The following is a 23009-nucleotide window of genomic DNA, read 5'->3' as shown; positions in this document are numbered from 1 at the left end:
CGGGCCTGGCGCAGCAGCTCCTGCGACGAATCCTCGACCGGAGCCGGAGCGGCCGCCTCCGCCTTGGTGACCGTCCTGTTGCGTCACCAGACGGCCAGCTCAGCCACCAGCGCGATCAGCGCGGCCCGGAGGATCGGGGCGACGATTGCATGCGGATCCATGGAACGGCTCCCACTCTCGATGGCAGCGCGCGTCTCAGTACTTGCGCGCCGCGACTACGTCAGGCAGGACGTTAGAAACACCCGATGAAGTCGCCGTGAAATGGTGAGACGGTTACGCCTGCTGGGTCCGCCAGCCCGGGATGTGGGGTGCCCGGTTGAAGCGCAGGGCTCGCTCGTCGGCGGCCTGCAGGGCAGGTGATGGCGGAGAATCGCCTCCCGGGCCGGTCCGTCGGGCGGCAGCACCAGTAACGTCCGGTCCAGTCGGCCGGGGCGGCGCAGGGCGATGTCCACGTTCCAGAGCGCATTGGTGGCGGCGAGCACGAACACGCCCTGGTTCGCCTCCCTCGCCTCGATGCCGTCCAGTTCGGTCAGCAACTGGTTGACGGTGTTGCGCATTCCGTTGCTCTGGGTGCGGCTGCGCTTTCCGCCGAGCGCGTCCAGTTCGTCCACGAAGACCACGCACGGGGCCTGGCGACGGGCGGTTTCGAAGAGCTCGTCATAGTGCGTTCGGAGGTGCCGATCCACATGTCGAGTACGTCGTTGACCGACACGGACAGGAAGTTCGCCCCGAGCTCACCGGCGACGGCCCGCGCGATGAAGGTCTTGCCGCAGCCGGGCGGCCCCTATGGCAAAAGCCCGCCGCGCAGGCTCTTGCCGTACAGGCGGCGCAGCTCCGGATTGCGCAATGGCGCCAGAACGGCGTCCTCCAGCCGCTCCTTGCCCCGCTGCATGCCGCCCACGTCAGCGAGGCGGACGGCCCCTGGCCGTTCCACGTCCGAGGTGGCGGCGTCCCCGGCGTCGCCGCTCCCGTCAACGGTGAGCGGTGCCTCCTCGAAGCGGGGAGGCACGACATCGCCGATCTGATCCTCGGCGGCCTTCCAGTAGCGACACGGCGGTGGGAGGTTGGGTGGGCGCCGGAGTGTGACCGGGCGGCAGGGCCTGCCGTGACGCGGGAAGCGCGGCCTTGCCGGGCGTGGACGCCGGAGTACCGGTCAGGGCCCGGACCACCAGCTCGCGTGCCTGGGCATCACCGGGCACATGCTGCAACGCCACAGCAACTTCGCTCACCGTGGCGTCGCCGTACCCCGCTGACAGCAGCAACTCGGTAGGCGCAGCCGCAGGGGTACGTCATCGGGCTCCAAGGCAACGGCCGAGCTCATGCGCTGTATCGGGAGGATTCCACCGCGGTGGCCCACACTTTACGGAGCCGACGCGGGCGACTTGCGAGTGCCCTGGCTGAACTCCGAAGGCCCCACCCGGCCCACCCCGGTCACTCACGTCCCTACGACGAGCACTTACCCACGCCAATCACCGACAGTGCCCCGCCGTCTCGAAATGGGCCATGCCGCTCTTCGGCGGCGGTTCGTGCTGAGTGAGCGACTCGTTGGCCGGCCCAGCCGATCCTGGTGGGCCCCCGTCCATCACGTAAGCCTCCGGTCCCGCGCACATCGAGATTTCATCGGCATTTCAGAGCCTCCCGTGATGGTTGGCCGGCAACGTGCCGAACAGTCAGTCGCGCATCCGTGTCCTTGACGCGTATCCGTAAGTGCGCGAACTCAGTGAATGAGCGGGGACCCCGATGGATGATCTGTTGCACAAGCTGGTTTCTGCGGCCCTCACCGGTGTGCTGATTGCCCTGGTGGGAGCTCTGAGCGTGGCTGCACGCAGGCGGAGGGTCGCCCGAGAGGAGGCCGCCGCGCCGGCTCCGGTAGAAGATCGCAGCCAGACGCTGCTGCGTCAGGCCCAGCAGTTGGACGACAGCCGCGATGAGTTGGCCGCTCAGGGCCGGCAGGCGGAAGCGCTGGCGCAGGCCAGGGAGGCTGCCGCTCTCTGGAGTGAGCTCGCCCGGGTCCGGCCAGGGCGCTTCCATGCGGAACGGCGGGCGGCGCTGGGGTGTCTGAGTGAACTGCTGGCCGCCATGGGGCAGGGGGACCAGGCAGCGCAAGCCCGCCAGGAAGCCGCCGGACTTTCTTGATAGAGCGAGGGGACCGCAATGCCCGCCGCCATCTGGACCGGCAGCAAGGCATATCCGGAGAAGGTTGCCGCCGAAATGGCCGCAGCCCTGGGGGACGAACTCGGCCTTGCAGAACCGCCGTTGGTCGTGACTTTGCCCGCCGAGAGCACCGGTGTACCCGCCGGCAGCCTGTTACCGCCACGCGAGCGATTCAGCGGAATGCCCGCGCCAACACGCTGCTGCATCTACGTCGACGCCCTCACACCCAGGGCCTTCGAACTGCGTGCCTCGGTCATGGGCGGGCGCTCGGGGGTCCGCCGAAGCCTCGGACTGGGCCACCTCCTCTATGCAGTGCCCTTGGCGCCGCGGGTTCCCTCCCGCATCGAACTCGGTCTCGGTGCCGCCCGTGGCTCCGTCCCCGCACGCTTCGCCGGAGACGCCGCGATCACGGACGGCCTGAACCGGGACGCCCAGCTGCTCGACCTGGCCCATGCACTGACGCCCGCCACGGCCGGGCCCGACCGGCAGCACATCTGGCAGGTGGCATGCCGACTGACGATCGATCCACGCCCACACGGTTCGGTTCTGTTCGTCCAGACCCTGCACCGCCCCACCATCCGGGCCTGGTCCCTCGGCGCCCACACCGTGCTGGACTTCGCCGCCCGCGCCGAAACGGCGCTCGGGTAGCGCCATGCGCGAGCGGCATCACGGGGGAAGGGACAGCGCCGGGACGTCGGGGGTGGACCGCTCGGCGCCACGGGCGCGCCCTCGGTTGCATCAGAGACATGTGCAGGTCCTCCGAGGTGACCCCGATGCGATGGCCGAGACGGCGGACTGGCCCACCCCGTAGGACGCGCACGTCCCCGAGCGGACGTTCCCCACGGTAGCGGTCCGACCGGGCTGCGCCGGTCGGACCATTACCGTTACCCCGCATATCCGGTTACGAGGACTTGACGCGCCCGTCGGGCTCGTACCAGACGACTCCGTCACCGCCGTCGTGGCCGATGGTCTGCGTCATGGCATTGCCGTCCTGCCAGTACTTGGGGTGCTGGTTCAGAAAGCCGGGGATGGACTGGAGCGAGGTGGCGTCGCACGCCAGGTCGGTGCGGATGCAGAACCGTTGTACCGGGACGCCGTCGAACTTCGCCGGGCCGGCGCCCGTAGAAGTGAATCCCAAGGCGTTCCAACCCTGCGGAACCCGGGCCCAGATGCCGGTATCGGGCTGCATGGGGTCGGAATACAGCATGCCGTTCACCTGCGAGCGGGGTATGTCAGTGCCGCCCTTGGCTATCGTCTGGAGCACCTGGTCGGCCACTTGCGCGCCTTGGGAGTAGCCGACGATCGTGAAGCGGGCGCCCGGATCGCGGTGGTACGTGTCCTCGGCGGTGGCCAGCAGATTGCGGTACCCCTCGCGCACGCTGGCGTCGTAGCTCGGTGCGTTGACGTCCGGAACATTGTGGCCGTTGAGCCAGGGTCCGGCGCTCGCCGGATAGCAGACCGGCACCGGGATACCACCGTTGAGGTGCTTGTTGGCGAATGCGTAGGTGCTGGTGCAGTCGGGTGCGTCTGCCGCCGAGCCCGTGCCGCCGACCTCCACGTAGTAGTGATGCACCGGATCGGCGTGGGCAACGGTGGGTGCGACGGCGGTGACGGTCACCACGGCTGCCGTCGCACCGGCAGCGCCGATCGCCTTCTTCCATCTGCGGGCCAGGGTCATCGCTCTGCTTCTCCTCCAGTTGGGACGGCACTCAACTGCTGTGCTCGGCCCAGACGTTAGCCACGACCGTTGGAATGGCGATGAAATGACGATGAGTGCGCTGACGGCGCCGTATCCGGAGGCGTAGACGGGCATCGCCCATCGGGCCCGTGCCTCGTCGCCGTGGCAGCCCTCAGGATCGGCTCGTCGTCATGGACGCATCCCGTCTGTTCGAAGGCGTTCAACGAGTGCGCAGAAGAGGAAGAGATTCGGGATGGTGGACGTCGTTGGCATGAGGCTGTGCCAATTGCCGTCGGTGTAGAGCCTGATGGCCCCCTTCTTGATGTCGATCTGCCGCACCTGCGGCCACCGCGCGGACACCGCTCCCGACCCGACCTGCTCCCTGGTCAGCCAGACGTCCCCGAAGGCCAGTCGCTCGCCCCTTTCGAGTGCGGCCAGTGCACGGGGCAGTTGGGCATGGGTGACGGCCCGCTGGATCGCGGGCCCCCATTCCTCCGCGCCGCTGTCCTCCGGCCTGCCGAGTAACACGACCCGCTCCCCTTCGACGTCGGTGAGCGCGTAGGTGCGAGTGGTGCGGAGGACGCGGGCGGCCGAGTCGTGCGGGTGCTGGGTGTTCTTCTGCAACACCGAGGTGGTGTCGTAGCGGACTACGTGGATCCGCCCGTTGACGGCAATCGTCAGCCCGTGCTCGTACAGGTCCAGTCGTGCGTCCGCGCCCGCCCTCGTCGCGGAAGGCCGGCGGTACCGGGCGAAGGCCAGCAGGCCTCGGAGCCACCGGAGCGGCACGGCATATGCGTGGGGTGTGTGCGCGGTACCCACGTAGGTGGCACGTCGCCTGCCGATGTGCTCGCGGCCGGCTGCTGCGGAGATCCTCGCCAGCAGCAGCTCCTCACCGCGCGAGGGCGGCGTCGGGCAGGTCACGGCCTGGTGCGGGCGAGGCCGAGCCCGGCGTCGTGCCCGCGCAGGATCATCTGGTGCGTCCGCCGCAGCATTTGGCCCGGAGGCACCCCCAGGTCGTCGGCCAGACGGCGGCGGGTGCGATCGAACACGGTCAACGCGTCGGCCTGTCGGCCGCTACGGTAAAGCGCGCGCATGAGCATCGCGGCGACCGGTTCGTTCAGGGGCTGCGCCGCGGCCAAGGCCCACAGCTCGGCGACCACCTCGGCGTGCCGGCCCAGCCGCAGCTGCCAGTCCAGCTTCCGCTGCACGAGGGTGAGCCTGCGCTCGGTGAGCCGCAGCCGCTCCAGCTCGGCGAACGGCCCGGGCAGGCCGGACAGGAGCTCCCCGCGGAACAGGTCCAGCGCCTGGGAGCAGATGCGGACCGCCTCGGCCAGTTCGCCGGCTCGCTCAGCCGTCCCGGCCGCGGTGACCAGTTCCTCCATGCGCGCCACATCCACCTCGACCGAGCCGGGAGTCAGCCGGTAGCCACACCGGTCACTCTGGATCACCGGGTCCGGACCGTCCCCCATGCGCAGGATCCTGCGCAGTCGGTAGATGTACACCGGCACCACGTTCGTCATCGGTGGCTCCATCCCCCACACTCCGTCGAGCAGTTCCTGCTGGCTGACCGTCCGGTCCGGACACAGCACCAGCGTTGCCAGCACGGCTTGCTGACGGAGGTGCCCCAGGTCCACGGGCTGTCCGTCGAGCCATGCCTGCAGCGGTCCGAGCGCGGAGATCCGCAACTGCGGTGCGCGCGCCCGGCGGACGACGGTCCGCGGTACCGGGCTTGCCGCCTGCCTGCGGGGTCCGTGGCTCGGGGCGACAAGGCCGCAGTCGAAGGCGTGGACGATGGCGGCGGCTCGGTCGCGCAGCCCGAGTTTGCCGAGGACCCGCGCGAGGTGTCCGGCCACAGCGTCCTCGGGGATGGCGAGGGCGGAGGCGATCTCGGCGTCCCTCAGGCCACAGCCGACCGCGTAGAGCACCTCGCGCTCCGGATGCGTGAGCGTGGTGACGGTCGGTTGGCCGGTGGTTGCGGTCGTCGGCATCGCGGCTCCCTGGGTTCCGGACGGATCGGTCTGGTGGATGCCGTCGACGCTGGTCCCGGCGCCGGTCAACGGACAGGCCAGCGGACCGGCCGTATCCGGCCGGTGGCCGCGCTAGAGTCCCTCACCTGGGGAAAGTCGATATGGCGGGGGAAGGCCATGACCTGTGACCGGTGAGTTCAACGTGCTGTTACGGCAACTGCGGCACAAGGCGGAGATGACTCAGGAGGCCCTGGCGGAGCGCGCAGGAGTGGGCGTGCGCACCATCCGCGGGTTGGAGACCGGCGAGCGCGCCGACCCCAGGGTGACCACCGTGCGGCTGCTGGCCGATGCCCTCGGGCTGAGCCCCGAGGAACGCGAGGAGCTGTTGGCGGCTGCCATCCGCCGGACCGGGGAGGGGAACCAGCCGGACGACTCGGCCGACCGTGTCGAACCGGCGCGGGGGCAGCCGGGCTCGGTCTTGCACGAAACCCTGGCCGATGTCGCCGAGCAGCTCGCGCAGGCGGCGGCTGCCCGCTGGCAGCGCGAGGAGGAGCAGCGGCAGGTCCACGATCCCTACCCGCTGCCGGTGCGCTGGCGACCAGTTCCCGAGGAGCTGATCGACCACTGGGCCAATATCCGCCGCCTGCCCGCCGGGGCTACGCCCGGTCCGCTGGACCTGAGTGGGCGACTGGACGAGATCGTGGGCGTCTACCGGCGGATCCCGTCCGGGCGGCTGGTGGTGCTGGGCCGGTCCGGCTCCGGGAAGACGATTCTCGCCGTGCGGTTCGTTCTCGACCACCTGAAGTCAAGGGCCCGCACCGAAGCCGTACCGGTGATCTTCAGCATCGGCTCGTGGGATCCCACCGCCATTACGTTCCGGGACTGGCTGACCGCGCAACTGACGCGCGATCACCCCGGTCTTGCCGCCACGGGGCCCGGCGGGTCGAGCTTGGCCGCCGTACTGGTCGAGACCGGCCGAGTGCTCCCCGTGCTGGACGGTTTCGACGAGATCGCCAGCGGTCTGCGCCGTCCCGCGCTGGAGGCACTCAACGCCACCACTATGCCGCTGCTGCTGACGAGCCGTCCGTCCGAGTACGCCGCGGCCGTGGCGGAGACCGACGTGCTCACCTCCGCCGCCGCGGTGGATCTGACCGATCTCACCCCGGGCGACCTGGCCGACTATCTGCCGCGCACCACGCGTAAGGCCCGCGGCGGGGTCCCCGCGGCGACCGCCTGGGACCCGGTGTTGCGCGAGCTGCGCGAGCGGCCGCACAGCCAGGGCGGTGCCAACCTCGCTGCGGTGCTGACCACTCCGCTGATGGTCATGCTGGCCCGCGCCGTCTACAGCGATACCCCCGACAACGACCCGGTCTCGCTCCTGGATACCAGGCGATTCGGCAGCGCTGAGAAGCTGGAGGACCACCTCCTCGACAACTTCACCGCCACGGTCTACCGCCCTCTGCCCGAGCACCGCCCGGGAAGAAGGCCGCGTCGCGCCTACGACCCGGAACGCGCCCAGTACTGGCTCGGCTACCTCGCCCACCATCTGACCCGGCTCGACACCCCCAACCTGGAGTGGTGGCGGCTCGGTTGCGGGCTTCGTCGCGCCACGCGCACGCTGGTGACCGCGCTGGTGATCAGTCTGACCATCGGGCTCGTCGACTGTGTCGTAGGCACTCTCTTCGACTCCCTCGAATTCCAGCTCATGGACGGGATGGTGGCAGGGCTCCTCTCCGGACTCATGTTCGGGATCGCGTACTGGTTCCTGGTGGCGGCCAAGGACGCGCCGGTGCAGCCGTCCGGCGTGCGCATCCGGCTGTCCGGCGGGGACATGCGGATATTCGGCAAGGAAAGGAAGACCAGACGGAGAGCCCTCGCTCGACTGGGGATCGGGTTGCTGTGCGGGCTCGTCTTCGGCGTCGGCTACGGCTTCGCACGTGGAGTGCTCAAAGGCGTCCTCTCCCACGTCAGCCTCCCGACCTACCTGGTCATCGGCCTCGACGACGGCATCATCTACGGACTTGTGTTCGCGCTGGGAGCCGGCCCCGCCTTCGGCCTCCTGACTCTCCTCGAAACCCCTCTCGACATCCGATCCGCCGTCAATCCGGTCAGCCTGCTGCGCACGAACTGCCGCACGGTCACCACCCAATTCCTCGTCTGGGCCCCAGCCTTCGGACTCCTGGTCGGCTTTGGATCCGGGGTGGTGGTCCGGCCCATGCCGGCGATCCTGGGCCCACTCGTCTGGAATCTCACGGCCTCGCTCAAACTCGGCGTCATCAGCGGGCTCGGAGGCGCCCTCGGCTACGCGCTCGGCCTGACCGCCTGGGGCCAGTGGGCGGTCTTCGCCCGGATCTGGCTGCCGCTGACCGGCCGGCTGCCCTGGTCCGTCGTCGCCTTCCTCGAGGACGCCTACCAGCGGGGTGTGCTCCGCCAGGCCGGTGCGGTCTACCAGTTCCGCCACGCCCGCCTCCAGCACCACCTCGCCCGCGCCTACCGGGCGCCCCGCGTCCCGGAACAGCCGACCGGACAGGGGAGCGCCGCGCCCGGGTGACAGCGGTGGTCTCCGTCCCTCACGTCGATTTCATCCATGAAAGCAGTGACGAGATGGGCCCCGCCTGCCAGGCGCTGGTACACGCCCCGCAAGGGGCGACTGACCTGAAGCTGGCGGGTGGGGCGGCCGTCCCGGACATCTCCGATCTCCTGCCCGGCGAGCCGGCTTCCGGGCCGCGGAGAGCGCCCCCTGAGGGGCGCTCTGTGCCGTCTGCCGCGGGTGGTCCGTTGGCCTCAGGCAGTGCGTACTCGCGCCGCCCGCGGACAACGGTCACTCCCGGGAAGGCCGGGCCGCGCCGCTGGGGCAGACGCGCCGAACACCTTCGTCGTCGGTCGGGAAAGCATTCGGCTGGGGAACCCTGCGGGCTGGAGGGCGCGACCGCATGATCCGTGGAGTGGACGCCAGATGTGGGTTGGCGCTCGCATCCGGCCTCGCGTACGGGACCGACGGTCAGTTGACTCCCCGCTCAAGCCCCGACCAATACGGCTGGCGGAGCTTGAACTTTTGGATCTTGCCTGTGGCCGTGCGGGGGATCGCGTCGCGGAACTCAACCGACGTCGGAGCCTTGTAGCCGGCCATGTGCTGCTTGCAGTGGGCGATGATGTCGGACTCCTGAGCCGTCGCGCCCTCGGCGAGGACCACGAGGGCTTTGATCGTCTCGCCCCACTTCTCGTGTGGCACGCCGATGACGGCGACCTCGGCGACCGCCGGGTGGCTGAAGATCGTGTCCTCCACCTCGATGGACGACACGTTCTCACCGCCGGTGATGATGACGTCCTTCTTGCGGTCGGAGATTGTGAGGTGGCCGTCGGTGGCATCGATGGTGCCTCCGTCGCCGGTGTGGAACCAGCCGTCCTCAAGAGCCGCCGACGTCTCCTCCGGCTTGTCCCAGTACCCGTCGAGGACCGTATTCGAGCGGGCCAGCACCTCGCCGGAGTCCGAGATCCTCAGCTTGACGCCGAGCGCGGGCAGACCCGCGCGGGTCAGGTTGCGTGCCCGCTCCTCTGCGGAAAGGTCTGCGGCGCCGGGCTGGGTCCGGTTGAAGGTGAGGAGTGGCGACGTTTCGGTGAGGCCGTAGATCTGCATGAACTCCCAGCCCAGCTCCTCACCCACCCGTTGGATCATCTTGGTCGGTGGCGGCGCCCCCGCGCAGATGATGCGTACGCGGTCGCGGCCCGGGATCTCGCCCTCCCACGTCGCTGCCGCGTCGAGCACCATGTTCCAGACGGCCGGGGCACCGCACATGAGCGTGACCCCGTGCTCGTCGACGCGTCGGAGGATCTCGGTGCCGTCGACCTTGCGCAGCACCACCTGCTTCACACCCAGGCCCGCCATCACATACGGCATTCCCCAGCCGTTGCAGTGGAACATCGGCAGGGTGTGCATGTAGACATCGCGCTCCCACACCCGCGTGTGGAGGCCGAAGGTCATGCCGTTGACCCAAATGTTGCGGTGGGTCAGCTGAACGCCCTTGGGACGGGCGGTGGTACCCGAGGTGTAGTTGATCGTCGCGGTGGCATCCTCGTCCGGGTTCGACCACGGACGCGGCTCGATCCCGAACCGCATCAGCTCGGTCTCGGTCTGCTCGCCGAGAACGAAGCGGTGGCGCGCCTTGACCTCGGACAGTGCGGCGTCCAGTTCCGGGTCGACGAGGAGGACCGAGGCCCCGCTCTGCGCCACCACATAATCGACCTCTTCCGGCTTGAGGCGGAAGTTCACCGGGACGCAGATGCGGCCGCTCATGGGCACCGCGAACAGCAGCTCCAGCATGCGTGCGGAGTTGTGGCTGGCCACCGCCACCCGCTCGCCCTCGCCGACCCCGAGAGCGTCCAGCCCCGCCTGCCAGGCACGGACCCGTTCGGCGAACCGCCCGTAGGTCGATACGGGCACCGGCGGGGCGGGCTGATGCGGCTCGTCGACCACACCCGGGATGTCGCGGAAGCCCACCTCGGCGCGGTCGAGGAAGTCCGCGATCGTCATCGGTGTCCGCATGCTCTCTCCTGTGCTCGGATGGATCCGGTACGACGTGTCTCGAAGCTGAAAGGGAGTCTGGCAGGTGCTGGGCGGAAGGAGTTGAAGCTACGGATTCTGCGACGGCAACGGTCAAGCGGTCAGCCGCATTTGGAAGGGAATGCCCCCTGATCCGGACGCCTCGAAGACATCGTCGGCGCGCCCGATGTAGGTGATCCAGCCGTCCTTGTCGCGGGAGCCGATGTCGCCGGTGCGGTAGTAGCCGCCGGCCATCGCCTCCGCGGTGCGTACCGGGTCCCCGTGGTAGCCGGTCATCAGGCCGACCGTTTGTGGGCGCAGGTCGAGGGTGATCTCGCCCTCGTCGGCCGGTGCGCCGCTGACCGGGTCGAGCAGGACGACGTCGAAGCCGGGGATGGGCCGGCCCATGGAGCCCGGTTTGACGGTCTGGCCCGGGGTGTTGGCCACCTGGACGGCGGTTTCGGTCTGCCCGAATCCGTCACGGATCGTGACGCCCCAGGACTGCCGCACCTGCTCGATGATCTCCGGGTTGAGCGGTTCACCGGCCGCGACGATCTCGCGCGGCGGGTGGCGGAGCGCGGACAGATCGGCCTGGATGAGCATCCGCCAGACGGTGGGCGGGGCGCAGAAGCTGGTGACCTGTGCCCGGTCCATCTCGGTCATCAGCCGGGCCGCGTCGAAGCGGGTGTAGTTGTGGATGAAGACGGTGGCCTCGGCGTTCCAGGGCGCGAAGAGGTTGGACCAGGCGTGCTTGGCCCAACCGGGCGAGGAGATGTTCAGATGCACATCGCCGGGTCGCAGCCCGATCCAGTACATCGTCGCGAGGTGGCCGACGGGGTAGGACGCATGGGTGTGTTCGACGAGTTTGGGGCAGGCGGTGGTGCCGGAGGTGAAGTAGAGCATCAGCGCGTCGTCGGCCCGGGTGGGCCCGCCCGGCAGGAAGGTGTCGGGGCCGTCGTAGGCCTCTTCGTACGGCAGCCGGCCGGGACGCGCGCCACCGACCGCGATCCGGGTGTAGTCGCCCGGTACGGAGGCGAACTTGTCGGTGTCCGCGGCGCGTACGACGACATGCCGGGCCCGGCCGCGGTCGATGCGGTCGGTGAGATCGGCGGGGCCGAGCAGCGGGGTCGCGGGGATGGCGACGGCGCGCAGCTTCATCGCGGCGAGCGCGGTCTCCCACAGTTCCGCCTGGTTGCCGAGCATCACGACGATGCGGTCGCCGGCCCGTACCCCTTTGGCGGACAGCCAGTTGGCGGCCTGGTCGGAGCGGCGGCGCATCTCGTCGAAGGTCAGCCGCACCTCGCGGCCGTCCTCCTCGACGATGTGCAGCGCGGTGCGGTCGTTGCCGCGGGCGATGATGTCGAACCAGTCCAGTGCCCAGTTGAAATACTCGGGGCGGGGCCAGCGGAAGGCCGCGCGGGCCGCGTCATAGTCCTCCCGGTGCCGGAGCAGAAGGTCCCGCGCCGCCCGGAATGCCTCGGTGGCCGCCGGTGCGCGGCCCGTCGCACCGGTTTCCGTGTCCGTCATCTGTCCTCCTCATTGCCGCACCGCTACCTGCCATCGTGTAATCAGTGGCGCAGGTCTCACCACCCCCCTGATGGGGGGAAGCGGAGGTCTCGGCGTGCGGCTCGACTCGGGGGGGAATGATGCGGTGGACGTACGGGCGGCGCTGTCGCGGCTGCGGCGGGCCAGCGGTCTGCCGGTGGCGTTCGGCGGGTCTGCTGGCCGGTACGGGCCGCTACCGCATCAAGGAGCTGTCCGGTACGGAGACCACGGTACTGAGCGGTCTGGACATCCTGCAGGGCAACGGGCTGGGCGGTAAGGCCGTGGCGCTGTCCCGGCCGCTGGCGGTGACCGACTACAGCGTCTCCTCGGTGATCAGCCATGATACGACGCGGCGGTGGCCGCCGAGGGGCTGCGGTCGGTGCTCGCGGTACCGGTGATCGTCCGGCGCCGGGTGCGCGGGGTGCTGTACGGGGCGCTGCGCCGGCCGGTGCGGCTCGGCGACCGGCCGTTGTCGGCCGCGATGGAGGCGGCGCGGGAGCTGGAGCAGGCGCTGCTCCTCCAGGACGAAGCGGCGCAGCTGATGTCAATAACGCTCCCCCATGCCGTAAGGGCACGGGAGGTACCCCCATCGACCGCCGCCGACCCGGCGATGTGGGAGGAGGTCCGGGAGGCGCACGGCGAGCTGCGCGCGCTGTCGCAGCGGGTCGCCGATCCGCTGCTGCGGCAGGAGATGCTGGCGGTGTGCGGCCGGCTCGCGGCGGCCTCGTCGGGGCGGCCGGGCGGGACGGGCCCTGGGGGCCCCGCTGCCCATGCCCTTGCGGCACGGGGGGGGAGGGTCCTGTGCTGTCGCCGCGCGAGGTGGACGTACGGGCCTGTGTGGCGTCGGGTGCGACGAACGCGGTGGTGGCCGAGCGGCTGGGACTGCGCCCGGAGACGGTCAAGAGCTATCTCCGGTCGTCCATGCGGAAGTTGGGGGCGCATACCCGTCTGCAAGCGGTGATCGCGGCGCGTCGGGCCCGTAGGGCGGTGGGCCGGCCCTCCCCCGTGAAGGCCGGCCCGTCCGTCGTCTACCTGTCGGCGGTCAGCTTGCCCGCCGCGCCCCAGCTGTCGGTGGGCACCTCCTGGATCCAGACCTGGACGGTCTCGGCGGGGATCTTGTACGTGTCGACGAACGCGTCGGTGATCTGCTTGACCAGCTCCCGCTTGAGCTCGACGCTGCGCGGGCCCTGCTGGACGGTGACGATCGGCATGACTGAACTCCCTTGTCGGATACGGCCGTACGGGAACGGGAAGATCAGGGAATTCCCCGTGTTCCCCGGCCGGGGACTCCCCGGGACCTCCCGGGTTTCCGGTGGTTCACCGGCGTGCCCTCAGTCCATCGCGAACGGGCCCTGCGACCAAGAAGCGGATCGCGCACACAGCGATCACCGATCGAGATCGAGCCTCTCGCCGTCCGTCGCGGCGCAGGCCCGCAGCAGCAGATCCAGCCCGGCGGGTGGGTCGGTACGGCGCACCGCGAGATACGTGGGCAGTTCCATGCCCGGGTTGCGGAACGGCAGGAAGGCGACCCGGGGGGTACTGAGCCGGCGGGCGTGCGAGGCGTAGACGACGGTCCACAGCCCGTCCGCCGGGCCGGCGGCGCCGATCGCGGTCAGGGTGTCGTCCAGCGAGCCGTAGCGGGGCCCCGGTACGGGGGTGAAGCCGGCGCCGTGGCAGGCGTTGACGACCAGGTCGACCAGGGCGCGGTTGTTGCGCCGCTCGGTCAGCACCAGCGGGACGGCTTCGAGATCGGCGAGCGCGATCGTGCCCGGTGCGGCGGGCACGGGGGTCCCTCCCCTGCCCTTGAGGCCGGCGAGAGGGTGCCGGGCCGGGACGACCGCCACCAGCGGGTCCTGCCACAGCGGGACGAAGTTCAGGCCCTCCCGGCCGCCGCCGTCCGGCTCGCCCCGGAGGAACGCCGCATCCAGCTCACGGGAGGCGACCTGGTCGAGCCGCTGCTGGGCGCGCGCGGCCACCAGCTCCACCCGGATCTCCGGAGCGAGGCCGGCCAGCGCGTCGAGCACCCGGTCCAGGTGGGCGCCCAGGCCGGTGCTCGTCCCCAGGCGCAGGGTCCCGGCGCGGTGTGCGGTCAGCTCCGCGACGACGGCGCGGGCGCGCTCCTCGGCGGCGAGCAGCGCCCGTGCCTCCGGCAGGAACCGCTCACCGACGGCCGTGAGGCGCACATGGCGCGCCGAACGGTCGAACAGCTCGACCTTCAACTCCCGCTCCAGCCGCCTGATCTGCTGGCTGACCGCCGACTGCACGATGTGCAGCCGCTCCGCCGCCCGCCCGAAATGGAGCTCCTGCGCGACCATGACGAAGTACCGCACCTGCCGCAGTTCCACGCCTCCCCCTTCCCGGCCCGCTCGGGCCGGCACCCCGCGGGCCGGTCAATTCCGTTGCCGTAGGGCCCGTGGCCCCGACATCATCCCTCCATGATCGATGCCTCCGCGCTGTCCGAGAAGCCGGTACTCACCGGCGCCCGTATCCGGCTGGCTCCGTTGTCGATACGGCATGCGGCCGCCTTTCACCACACCTTCCTGGACCCCGAGACGCGCCGGCTGACCGGCACCCACCACGACTGGACGCTGCGGGAGTTGCAGGACTGGTGCGCCGGGAGCGCCGACCGCGAGGACCGGCTGGACCTCGCCATCGAGGACCGGGAGAGCGGTGGCTACTTGGGCGAGCTGGCCCTGAGCCAGATCGACCCGGACAACGCCCACGGCAGTTTCCGTATCTCCCTCACCCAGGACGCGACCGGTCACGGCATCGGCAGCGAAGCCATCCGTCTGCTCCTCGACTACGCCTTCGACCGGGTCGGCCTGCACCGCGTCCAGCTGGAGGTCTTCGCCTTCAACGAGCGCGCCCGGCGGGCGTACGAGAAGTGCGGCTTCGAGGTGGAGGGCCGGATGCGGGAGGCCCTGTTCTGGGACGGTGAGTGGCATGACGTGTTCGTGATGGCGGCGCTGCGGCCGCGGCGGGCCTGAGCGGCGGGCGTCCGGGGTCCGGGCCGCGACCGCCGCTCAGCACCTCACTCCGGGGAGTTCGTCGGTTCTCTCCCTGGTGAACTCAGGAGTTCTCCCCCGTGAAGGGCAGCCACTCGGTCTCCAGCGCGGTGTCCAGGCGGCGGACCGCGCCGGGGGTGTGCTCGCTGGCCAGACCGGCCTGTACGAGGTTCCGCAGACGGGTGCCGCCCAGGTAGCAGGAGCCCAACTCCCGTACGTTCAGGGTGATATCGGGTGCCTCGGCGGTGGACGTCCAGGTGGCTCCGCCGGGTCCCGCGGTCAGGCGGAAGCGGCCCGCGTTGGCGGGCAGGGCGGGATCGCTCAGTTCGATGACGAGGTCGACGGGGGATGCCCAGGAGCGGGCGGTCAGGGCGGCACGGACGTCCACGAGCCGGACCCACAGTGCGGGTTCCTGGCCGGTGACGCGGACCTGGTCGCGGTCGGCGACGAGGTGCAGAAGCGGGTCGTCGGCCGGGCGGGCCTCCACCACCACGGTCGTGGTGAGGTCGATCGAGGCGAGGTAGGACCACAGGGCGGCGGCGGCCGGTGCGGATTCCGCCTCCAGTTCCTCGACGGCGACCCTGCCGGGCCGGCCCTCACCCGTGCCGCGGGTGCGGTAGACCGCGTAGCCGCCGGGGACCTCGCCGGGCGCGCCGAGCACCACGACGCGTACCGCGCCGAAGCCGTCCTGCTCGGCATTCATCCGGGCGCCGTTGAGGTCCAGCACCTGTTTGCGCCACCACTCCTCGTCGCGGGTGAACCGGCCGGCGCGGTGGGCCAGGCTCGCGTCGTAGCGCGGCGCGAGCACCGCGGGCGCGTCGGCCGGATCGATCAGCCGCAGCGGGCGGCGGTCGGGGGCGATGCGCAGGGCGAGCGGGCGGGACGAGTCGATCTCGATGCCGTACGCCTCGGTGGCGGCGCCGAAGCCGAACCGGCCGTAGATGGCGCTCTCGGACGCCCAGAGGCAGGCCAGCGGCCGCCCTTCGGCGGCACAGCGGCGCCACAGCTCGTCCATCATCGCGGTGAGCGCTCCGCGGCGCCGGTGCGTGGGGGCGACGGAGACGAAGTCCACTGCGGCGCAAGGGAGTTGGCCACCCGGGACGGAGAGGGTGAGGCGGTGCGCGGCGGCCAGACCGGCCAGCTGCTCGCCGTCGTACACACCGATGCGGGCGCTGGCCTCCAGCAACTCCCGGTGATACCGGCGGGTCTTGTCGCCGGGCTTCAGATGGAAGGCGAGATAGGCCAGGTCCAGGGCCTGGTCGAGGCCGGCCTCGGGGATGTCCCGGATGTCCGTGCTCGGGCGGGCGTGGTCGTCACTTGTCACCCGGGGACGCTAACCCGGCGCGCGGCGACCCTTCATCCCGTTTTTGACGCCGCCCGTCCCCTCGCCTGCCTGTGAGCACCTGTCCGTCACGGCCTGTTGCATCACGGCCCGTTGCGTCAAGGCGTCGCGCCCTTGGCGACCCGGCCGTAGCGGATGTCGTACGTGGCGTCCGGAGCGGTCATCCGCAGCACCCCGGCCGCCTCGCCCTCCACCGCGGCACGCTCGGCGCCGGTCAGTGGGGCGAAGGCCTCGATGGTCAGCTGCGCGGCGCCGCCCGCCGTATCGATCCGCCACAGACCGCGGACGGTGCCGTCGACGAGCAGGACGCGGTGGGCGACATTGCGGTCCCAGGTGCGGCCCTGGTACTCGGGCGCGATGACGCGGGCGCGGTCGGCATGCGAGAGCGTGAGATTGTCGAACTCCGGAAGGAAGCGGACCGGCGCCTCGGTGTCCGGGTGCGGCAGCGGCGCGTCGGGCAGATCGAACAGCTCCTCCCCGCTCTCGTCGCGGAAGGTGCGCAGCCGCGGCCGCAGCGGGGCGATCACTTCGCGCAGCCGGGTCAGCCCGCACCAGGTCTGCATGTCCTTGACGGAGGCCGGGCCGAATGCGGCCAGGTAGCGCAACAGGACGGCGGCCAGGTCTTCTTGAGGATCCTCGGCGGCCGGACCCGGCTCCCCCGCGGGCCGCGCCGCCCTGGCCAACCAGGTGTCGAGGGTGGTGTGCGCGGCCGGTCCGCTGCGTCCCCACAGGGCCCGCGGGGTGACCTGCACCAGCGGGAGCATCTGGCGGGCGGCCATGGACAGCGACCGGTGGTCGTGCTGCGGCCAGTCCTCCTGGAGCCGCTGCCCCAGCTCCTGGAAGGTCAGCGGTCGCTGCTCGACGAGCGTACGGGCCTCCGCGGCCAGCCGGTCCAGATCGACGCCGACCAGTGTTTTGGCGAAGTTGCCGCGCAGGGTGCGGTCGTGCACCGGCTGGTGGAGCGGGCGCAGCAGCCGGGCGTCACGGGCGCTGACCAGGTGGAGGGTGGAGCGCATCGCCGAGATACGGACGGCCTGCCGGGTCTCCAGCAGACCGGACAGCTCCTGCGGCCGGAAATCGGCCAGCCGGGCGGCGAGCGCGTAATACGGCGGGCGGGGCGCCTGGGCCTGCAGGCCGACCAGCCACTCCACGGCATCGAGGACGGCCATCTCGCTGCGGCGGAGCAGGAGTTGGCGGTCCAGGGTGGCCCGGCCCAGGGCGCGGGCGGTGAGCAAGGGCGCGGTGCGGCGCTGCGTCATGCCGACGACAGTACGGGCCCTTGCGGACGAACCGTGTCCGCAAGGGCGCGGGCCCCTCACCGGCAGCGCCTGCGGGGACCCCGTGCCTCAGGCCACCGACCCGATCCGCCCCACCGGCCGCGCCGCGTCATGGTGGATGGGCGTGTGTGCTCCGGTCAGCGGGATACCGGTGCCGCCGCGCCGGTTGGCGACGATCTCGGCGGCGATGGAGAGCGCGGTCTCCTCCGGGGTGCGGGCGCCGAGGTCGAGGCCGATGGGCGAGCGCAGACGGTTGAGTTCGAGCTCGGTGAGGCCGACGTCGCGCAGACGCTGCTGGCGGTCCAGGTGGGTGCGGCGCGAGCCCATGGCGCCCACGTAGGCGACCGGGAGCTTGAGCGCGCGCTCCAGCAGCGGTACGTCGAACTTGGCGTCGTGGGTGAGGACGCACAGCACGGTGCGGGAGTCGAGTTCCTGGGAGTCGAGGTAGCGGTGCGGCCAGTCGACGACGATCTCGTCGGCGTCCGGGAAGCGGGTCCGGGTGGCGAAGACGGGCCGGGCGTCGCAGACCGTGACGTGGTAGTTGAGGAACTTGCCGACCCTGACCAGGGCGGCGGCGAAGTCGATGGCACCGAAGACGATCATGCGGGGCGCGGGGGCGGAGGACTCCACAAGGAGGACGACCGGCCGGCCGCACCGCGAGCCGCTCCGCTGTGCACCGCCTTCGCTCGCTGCTTCTTCCTCGGATGCGAAGCCCTCGCCGATCTCCACCGTCGTGGTGCGTCCGGCATCCAGCAGGGCGCGGGCTTCCTCGATCGCGGTGCGGTCGAGCGCGGGATGGCCGCCGAGGGTGCCGGTGTGGCTGCCGTCGGGGCGGACGAGCAGGGCGCGGCCGAGGAGTTCGGCGGGCCCCTGGATGATCCGGGCGACCGCCGCCGCCTCCCCGGTGGCGGCGGCGGCCAGCCCGGCGGCGAGCGTGTCGGCGGTGCTGTCCACCCACTCCCCCGCAGATCCGCTGTCGCCTGCGGGTCGCGGGACGCTCGTCCGTACCGGTTGGACGAGGATGTCGATGATGCCGCCGCAGGTCAGGCCCACGGCGAAGGCATCCTCGTCGCTGTAGCCGAAGCGCTCCAGGACCGGTTCACCGGTCCGCAGCGCCTCCTGGCACAGGTCGTACACCGCCCCCTCCACGCATCCGCCGGAGACCGACCCGATGGCCGTGCCGTCACTGTCGACGGCAAGGGCGGCTCCGGGCTGGCGGGGCGCGCTGCCGTTGGTGGCCACCACGGTGGCCACCGCGAACTCGCGGCCCTGCTCGACCCACCGATGGAGCTCTTCGGCGATGTCCAGCATGTCGGTCTCCTTACGGATAACGGATGGGTGGAAGCGGCGGATCAGTGGTGCATGCCCAGCCAGCTCTCGATCGGATTGAGCGAGAAGTAGGCCAGGAACACCAGGGAGAGCACCCACATCAGCCAGCCGGGCTCGCGCCACTTGCCCTGGACGGCCTTGATCGCGACATGCGCGACCACGCCGGCCGCGATGCCCGCGGTGATGGAGTACGTGAACGGCATGAGGACCGTCGTCAGGAACACCGGGATCGAGGTCGCCGGGTCGTCCCAGTCGATGTGCTTGGCGTTGGTCAGCATCATCGAGCCGATCACCACCAGCGCGGCGGCCGCCACCTGGGTCGGGATGACCTGTGCCAGCGGGGTGAAGAAGAGGCAGAGCGCGAAGCCGAGGCCGGTGATGACGCTGGCGAAGCCGGTGCGCGCGCCGTCGCCGACGCCCGCGGTGGACTCCACGAACACGGTCTGGCCGGAGGCGCCGGTGAGACCGCCCATGATCCCGCCCGCGCCGTCGATGGCCAGGGCCTTGTTCAGACCGGGCATCTTGCCGTCCTTGTCGGCGAGGTTGGCCTGCTGGCCGATGCCGATGATCGTGCCCATGGCGTCGAAGAAGCCGGCCAGCACGAGCGTGAAGACGATGACACCGATGGTGATCCCGCCGACGTTGCCCAGGCCGCTGAAGGACACATGGCCCAGCAGTCCGAAGTCGGGGTTGGAGACGACGGAGCCGGAGATCACCGGGGCGTTGCGGCCGCCCCAGTCCTTGACGCTCAGCCCGGCGAGCTGGTGGACGACCGCGGCGAAGAGCGTGCCGCCGACGATACCGATCAGGATCGCGCCGGGGACCTTGCGGACCTGGAGCAGGAAGATCAGCAGGACGGTGAAGGCGAAGCACAGCACCGGCCAGCCGGTGAGCATGTCGGCGGTGCCGAGCTGGATCGGCTTGGCGCCGGCGAGACCGCCCGGGCCGGGCATGGAGGTCACAAAGCCCGCCTGGACGAGGCCGATGAGGCAGACGAACAGACCGATACCCATGGTGATCGCGTGCTTGAGCGGCAACGGGATGGCGTTCATGATCAGTTCACGCAGGCCGGTGACGACCAGCAGAACGATCACGGCACCGTAGATGACGCACATCGCCCAGGCGTTGTCCCAGGTCATGGTGGGGGCGACCTGGAAGGACATCACTGCGGAAACGCTCAGGCCGGCAGCCAGCGCGAGAGGGACATTGCCGAGGAAGCCCATGACGATCGTGGTGACGGCGGCGGCGAGCGCGGTCGCCGTGGTCACCTGGTCGGCATTGAGCGTGGCGCCGGTGATGTCCTTCGTCGTGGTCAGGATCACCGGGTTCAGGAGGACGATGTACGCCATCGCCATGAAGGTGGTGACGCCGCCACGCACCTCCCGGCCGACCGTCGACCCTCTGTCGGATATGTGGAAGTACCGGTCGAGCCAGGACCGGCCGGCGGGCTGACGCGAGCCGTCGCCCGCGTCTTCCGCCGTGGTCCTCGGCTCAGTGGACTGCTGGGTCATGGTGCCTTACTCCCAAGGTTCACAGGGGCACTCGCATCACAGTGCGAGATTTGGGATGAAACTTCGGCTGCACGACCCGGGGGACGGCCCGAGGCGAACGTGGGGACTGACTGCGTACGAGGCAGCAGCAACTGCGTGGTGCGAGGGGGGGAACTCCGGGCGATACGCGGAGGAGGACGGACAGGGGCACCCCTGACACGCACCACCCGGAGGCCGGTGTCCGGGGGATCGCCCCCGGACGGCTCACTATGTGCCGGTGAGGTGTTCGGGACGCACCGGCGTCTTGTTGAGTTCCAGCCCGGTCGCGTTCCGGATCGCCGCGAGGACGGCCGGAGTGGACGACAGGGTCGGGGCCTCGCCGATGCCGCGCAGCCCGTACGGGGCGTGCTCGTCGGCGAGTTCGAGCACATCGACCGGGATGGTCGGGGTGTCGAGAATCGTGGGGATGAGGTAGTCCGTGAAGGAGGGGTTGCGCACCTTCGCGGTCTTGGGGTCGACGATGATCTCCTCCATGACCGCCACGCCCAGGCCCTGGGTGGTACCACCCTGGATCTGGCCGACGACGGACAGCGGGTTGAGCGCCTTGCCGACGTCCTGGGCGCAGGCCAGCTCGATGACCTTGACCAGGCCGAGTTCGGTGTCCACCTCGACGACCGCGCGGTGTGCGGCGAAGGAGTACTGGACGTGGCCGTTGCCCTGGCCGGTGTGCAGGTCGAACGCCTCGGTGGGGCGATGGCGCCACTCCAGCTCCAGCTCGACGGACTCGCCCTCGAGTACGTCGACCAGATCCGCGAGGACCTCGCCGCCGTCGGTGACGACCTTGCCGCCCTCCAGGAGGAGTTCGGCCGTCGCCCAGGCCGGGTGGTACGAGCCGAACTTGCGCCGGCCGATCTCCAGGACCGCCTCGCGGACGTGCTCACAGGTGTTCTTGACCGCACCGCCGGTGACATAGGTCTGACGGGACGCCGAGGTCGATCCGGCGGAGCCGACCTGGGTGTCGGCCGGATGGATGGTCACCTGTGTGACGCCGAGCTCGGTGCGGGCGATCTGCGCGTGGACGGTGACACCGCCCTGGCCGACCTCCGCCATCGCGGTGTGTACGGTCGCGACCGGCTCACCGTTGATGACCTCCATGCGCACCTTGGCGGTGGAGTAGTCGTCGAAGCCCTCGGAGAAGCCGACGTTCTTGATGCCGACGGCATAGCCGATGCCGCGGACCACGCCCTCGCCGTGGGTGGTGTTGGACAGACCGCCGGGCAGCGCCCGGACATCGGCGCCCTCACCGGCCGCCAGCCACTGCTGCTCCGGGGGAAGCGGCATCGCCTTGATACGGCGCAGCAGTTCGGCGACCGGGGCCGGCGAGTCGACCGGCTGGCCGGTCGGCATGAGCGTGCCCTGCTCCATGGCGTTCATCCGGCGGAACTCGACCGGGTCGATGCCCAGCTTCGCCGCCAGCTTGTCCATCTGGGCCTCGTAGGCGAAGCACGCCTGGACCGCGCCGAAGCCGCGCATGGCGCCGCAGGGCGGGTTGTTGGTGTACAGCGCGATGGCCTCGATGTCGACGTCGTCGATCACGTACGGGCCGACAGACAGGGAGGAGGCGTTGCCGACGACCGCCGGGGAGGCCGACGCGTAGGCGCCGCCGTCCAGGACGATCCTGCACTTCATGTGCGTGAGCTTGCCGTCCTTGGTGGCGCCGTGCTCGTAGTAGAGCTTGGCCGGGTGCCGGTGGACGTGGCCGAAGAACGACTCGAACCGGTTGTAGACGATCTTGACCGGCTTGCCGGTGCGGAGCGCCAGGAGGCAGGCGTGGATCTGCATCGACAGGTCCTCGCGGCCGCCGAAGGCACCGCCGACGCCGGAGAGCGTCATCCGCACCTTCTCCTCAGGCAGGCCGAGGACCGGGGCGATCTGGCGGAGGTCCGAGTGCAGCCACTGGGTGGCGACGTAGAGCTCCACACCGCCGTCCTCGGACGGCACGGCGAGGCCGGACTCCGGGCCGAGGAAGGCCTGGTCCTGCATGCCGAAGGTGTACTCGCCCTCGACGATCACGTCGGCCCGCTCGCGAGCCTCCGCCACGTTGCCGCGGATGATCGGCTGGCGGTGCACGATGTTCGGGTGCGCGACATGACCGATGTGGTGGTCGTCGCGGCCCTCGTGGACCAGGATCGCGTCGGGGGCGGTCGCGGACGCCTCGTCCGTGATGAGCGGCAGCTCGACGTACTCGATCTTGATCTTGGCGGCGGCGCGGCGGGCGGTCTCCGGGTGGTCGGCGGCGACCAGGGCCACCGGCTCGCCGTGGTGGCGGACCTTCTTGTGCGCGAGAACCGGGGTGTCCTGGATCTCCAGGCCGTAGTTCTTCATCTCGGCCGGCAGGTCGTCGTAGGTCAGCACCGCGTAGACACCCGGCGTCGCCAGGGCCTCCGAGGTGTCGATCGACTTGATCTCGGCGTGCGCGACGGTGGAGCGGAGCGTCTGGCCCCACAGCATGTCCTCGTGCCACATGTCCGAGGAGTACGCGAACTCACCGGTCACCTTGAGGGTGCCGTCGGGCCGCAGCGTGGACTCGCCGATGCCGGCCTTGGTCTTGCCGCCCTGCGTGAGGTTGGTGGGTGTGCGGACCGGAGCGGTAGCGGCTCGTGGTGTAGGTGTGCCGGCCAT

15 protein-coding genes and 3 pseudogenes are annotated in these 23009 nt (G+C 70.5%); 5 read left to right on the top strand and 13 right to left on the bottom strand.

Annotation, left to right across the window (positions count from 1 at the left end; translation table 11 throughout):
• Positions 1 to 341: 341 nt before the first annotated feature.
• Positions 342 to 1321: pseudogene (locus KI385_RS34970) on the bottom strand (AAA family ATPase); the annotation flags it as partial.
• A gap of 419 nt (positions 1322 to 1740) precedes the next feature.
• Between KI385_RS34970 and KI385_RS34965 the strand changes: the two are divergent.
• Complete coding sequence (locus KI385_RS34965) at positions 1741 to 2136, top strand: hypothetical protein (RefSeq protein ID WP_238576053.1); 396 nt, start codon at positions 1741 to 1743, stop codon at positions 2134 to 2136.
• Positions 2137 to 2154: 18 nt separating this feature from the next.
• The gene (locus KI385_RS34960; protein WP_238576052.1) at positions 2155 to 2802 is read left to right on the top strand and encodes a hypothetical protein; all 648 of its coding nucleotides are present in this window, start codon (positions 2155 to 2157) and stop codon (positions 2800 to 2802) included.
• A gap of 253 nt (positions 2803 to 3055) precedes the next feature.
• Here the strand turns inward: KI385_RS34960 and KI385_RS34955 are convergent, their stop codons facing one another.
• From KI385_RS34955 to KI385_RS34945, 3 genes are all read right to left on the bottom strand, one after another.
• Entirely contained in the window at positions 3056 to 3832 is a 777-nt protein-coding gene (locus KI385_RS34955; protein ID WP_238576051.1) for a PE-PPE domain-containing protein, read from the bottom strand.
• Between the two features lie 189 nt (positions 3833 to 4021).
• Positions 4022 to 4753: a DUF6585 family protein gene (locus KI385_RS34950; protein WP_238576050.1), complete on the bottom strand. Its 732-nt coding sequence runs from the start codon at positions 4751 to 4753 to the stop codon at positions 4022 to 4024.
• Positions 4750 to 5820, bottom strand: coding sequence for an AfsR/SARP family transcriptional regulator (locus KI385_RS34945; RefSeq protein WP_238576049.1), 1071 nt, complete (start codon positions 5818 to 5820; stop codon positions 4750 to 4752). The genes KI385_RS34950 and KI385_RS34945 overlap by 4 nt, the downstream gene beginning before the upstream one ends.
• Before the next feature lie 163 nt (positions 5821 to 5983).
• Here KI385_RS34945 and KI385_RS34940 point away from each other — a divergent pair, with 163 nt between their 5' ends.
• A complete protein-coding gene (locus KI385_RS34940) occupies positions 5984 to 8350 on the top strand; it encodes an NACHT domain-containing protein (RefSeq protein ID WP_281066934.1) in 2367 nt (788 codons plus the stop codon).
• Positions 8351 to 8800: 450 nt separating this feature from the next.
• Here the strand turns inward: KI385_RS34940 and KI385_RS34935 are convergent, their stop codons facing one another.
• Both KI385_RS34935 and KI385_RS34930 read right to left on the bottom strand, forming a co-directional pair.
• Complete coding sequence (locus tag KI385_RS34935; protein WP_238576047.1) at positions 8801 to 10342, bottom strand: AMP-binding protein; 1542 nt, start codon at positions 10340 to 10342, stop codon at positions 8801 to 8803.
• Between the two features lie 126 nt (positions 10343 to 10468).
• Positions 10469 to 11866, bottom strand: a pseudogene (locus KI385_RS34930) (AMP-binding protein); the annotation flags it as partial.
• 70 nt (positions 11867 to 11936) lie between these two features.
• On the opposite strand from KI385_RS34930, the pseudogene KI385_RS34925 reads away from it, so the two are divergent.
• Positions 11937 to 12862, top strand: a pseudogene (locus tag KI385_RS34925) (helix-turn-helix transcriptional regulator); the annotation flags it as partial.
• Between the two features lie 50 nt (positions 12863 to 12912).
• Here the strand turns inward: KI385_RS34925 and dmpI are convergent.
• Entirely contained in the window at positions 12913 to 13140 is a 228-nt protein-coding gene (gene dmpI, locus KI385_RS34920; RefSeq protein ID WP_281066991.1) for a 4-oxalocrotonate tautomerase DmpI, read from the bottom strand.
• A 129-nt stretch (positions 13141 to 13269) separates the two neighbouring features.
• Complete coding sequence (locus KI385_RS34915; RefSeq protein WP_238576046.1) at positions 13270 to 14229, bottom strand: LysR family transcriptional regulator; 960 nt, start codon at positions 14227 to 14229, stop codon at positions 13270 to 13272.
• A gap of 90 nt (positions 14230 to 14319) precedes the next feature.
• On the opposite strand from KI385_RS34915, the gene KI385_RS34910 reads away from it, so the two are divergent.
• Positions 14320 to 14871, top strand: a complete 552-nt coding sequence (locus KI385_RS34910) for a GNAT family N-acetyltransferase (RefSeq protein ID WP_238576045.1) — start codon at positions 14320 to 14322, stop codon at positions 14869 to 14871.
• An 82-nt stretch (positions 14872 to 14953) separates the two neighbouring features.
• Here KI385_RS34910 and KI385_RS34905 read toward each other — a convergent pair whose 3' ends face one another.
• The 5 genes from KI385_RS34905 to KI385_RS34885 all read right to left on the bottom strand — a co-directional run bounded on the left by KI385_RS34905 (position 14954) and on the right by KI385_RS34885 (position 23009).
• Complete coding sequence (locus KI385_RS34905) at positions 14954 to 16213, bottom strand: GNAT family N-acetyltransferase (protein ID WP_238576044.1); 1260 nt, start codon at positions 16211 to 16213, stop codon at positions 14954 to 14956.
• A 116-nt stretch (positions 16214 to 16329) separates the two neighbouring features.
• Positions 16330 to 17490: a winged helix DNA-binding domain-containing protein gene (locus KI385_RS34900; protein WP_238576043.1), complete on the bottom strand. Its 1161-nt coding sequence runs from the start codon at positions 17488 to 17490 to the stop codon at positions 16330 to 16332.
• Positions 17491 to 17577: 87 nt separating this feature from the next.
• Entirely contained in the window at positions 17578 to 18819 is a 1242-nt protein-coding gene (locus KI385_RS34895; protein ID WP_238576042.1) for an XdhC family protein, read from the bottom strand.
• A gap of 41 nt (positions 18820 to 18860) precedes the next feature.
• Positions 18861 to 20348, bottom strand: coding sequence for an NCS2 family permease (locus KI385_RS34890; RefSeq protein WP_238576041.1), 1488 nt, complete (start codon positions 20346 to 20348; stop codon positions 18861 to 18863).
• Between the two features lie 246 nt (positions 20349 to 20594).
• Entirely contained in the window at positions 20595 to 23009 is a 2415-nt protein-coding gene (locus tag KI385_RS34885; RefSeq protein ID WP_238576040.1) for a xanthine dehydrogenase family protein molybdopterin-binding subunit, read from the bottom strand.

Source organism: Streptomyces inhibens, assembly GCF_022221585.1.
In the GTDB taxonomy this organism is placed as follows: Bacteria; Actinomycetota; Actinomycetes; order Streptomycetales; family Streptomycetaceae; genus Streptomyces; species Streptomyces inhibens.
The sequence above is the reverse complement of the archived record's forward strand: the minus strand, read 5'-3'. Positions and strand labels throughout refer to the sequence as shown.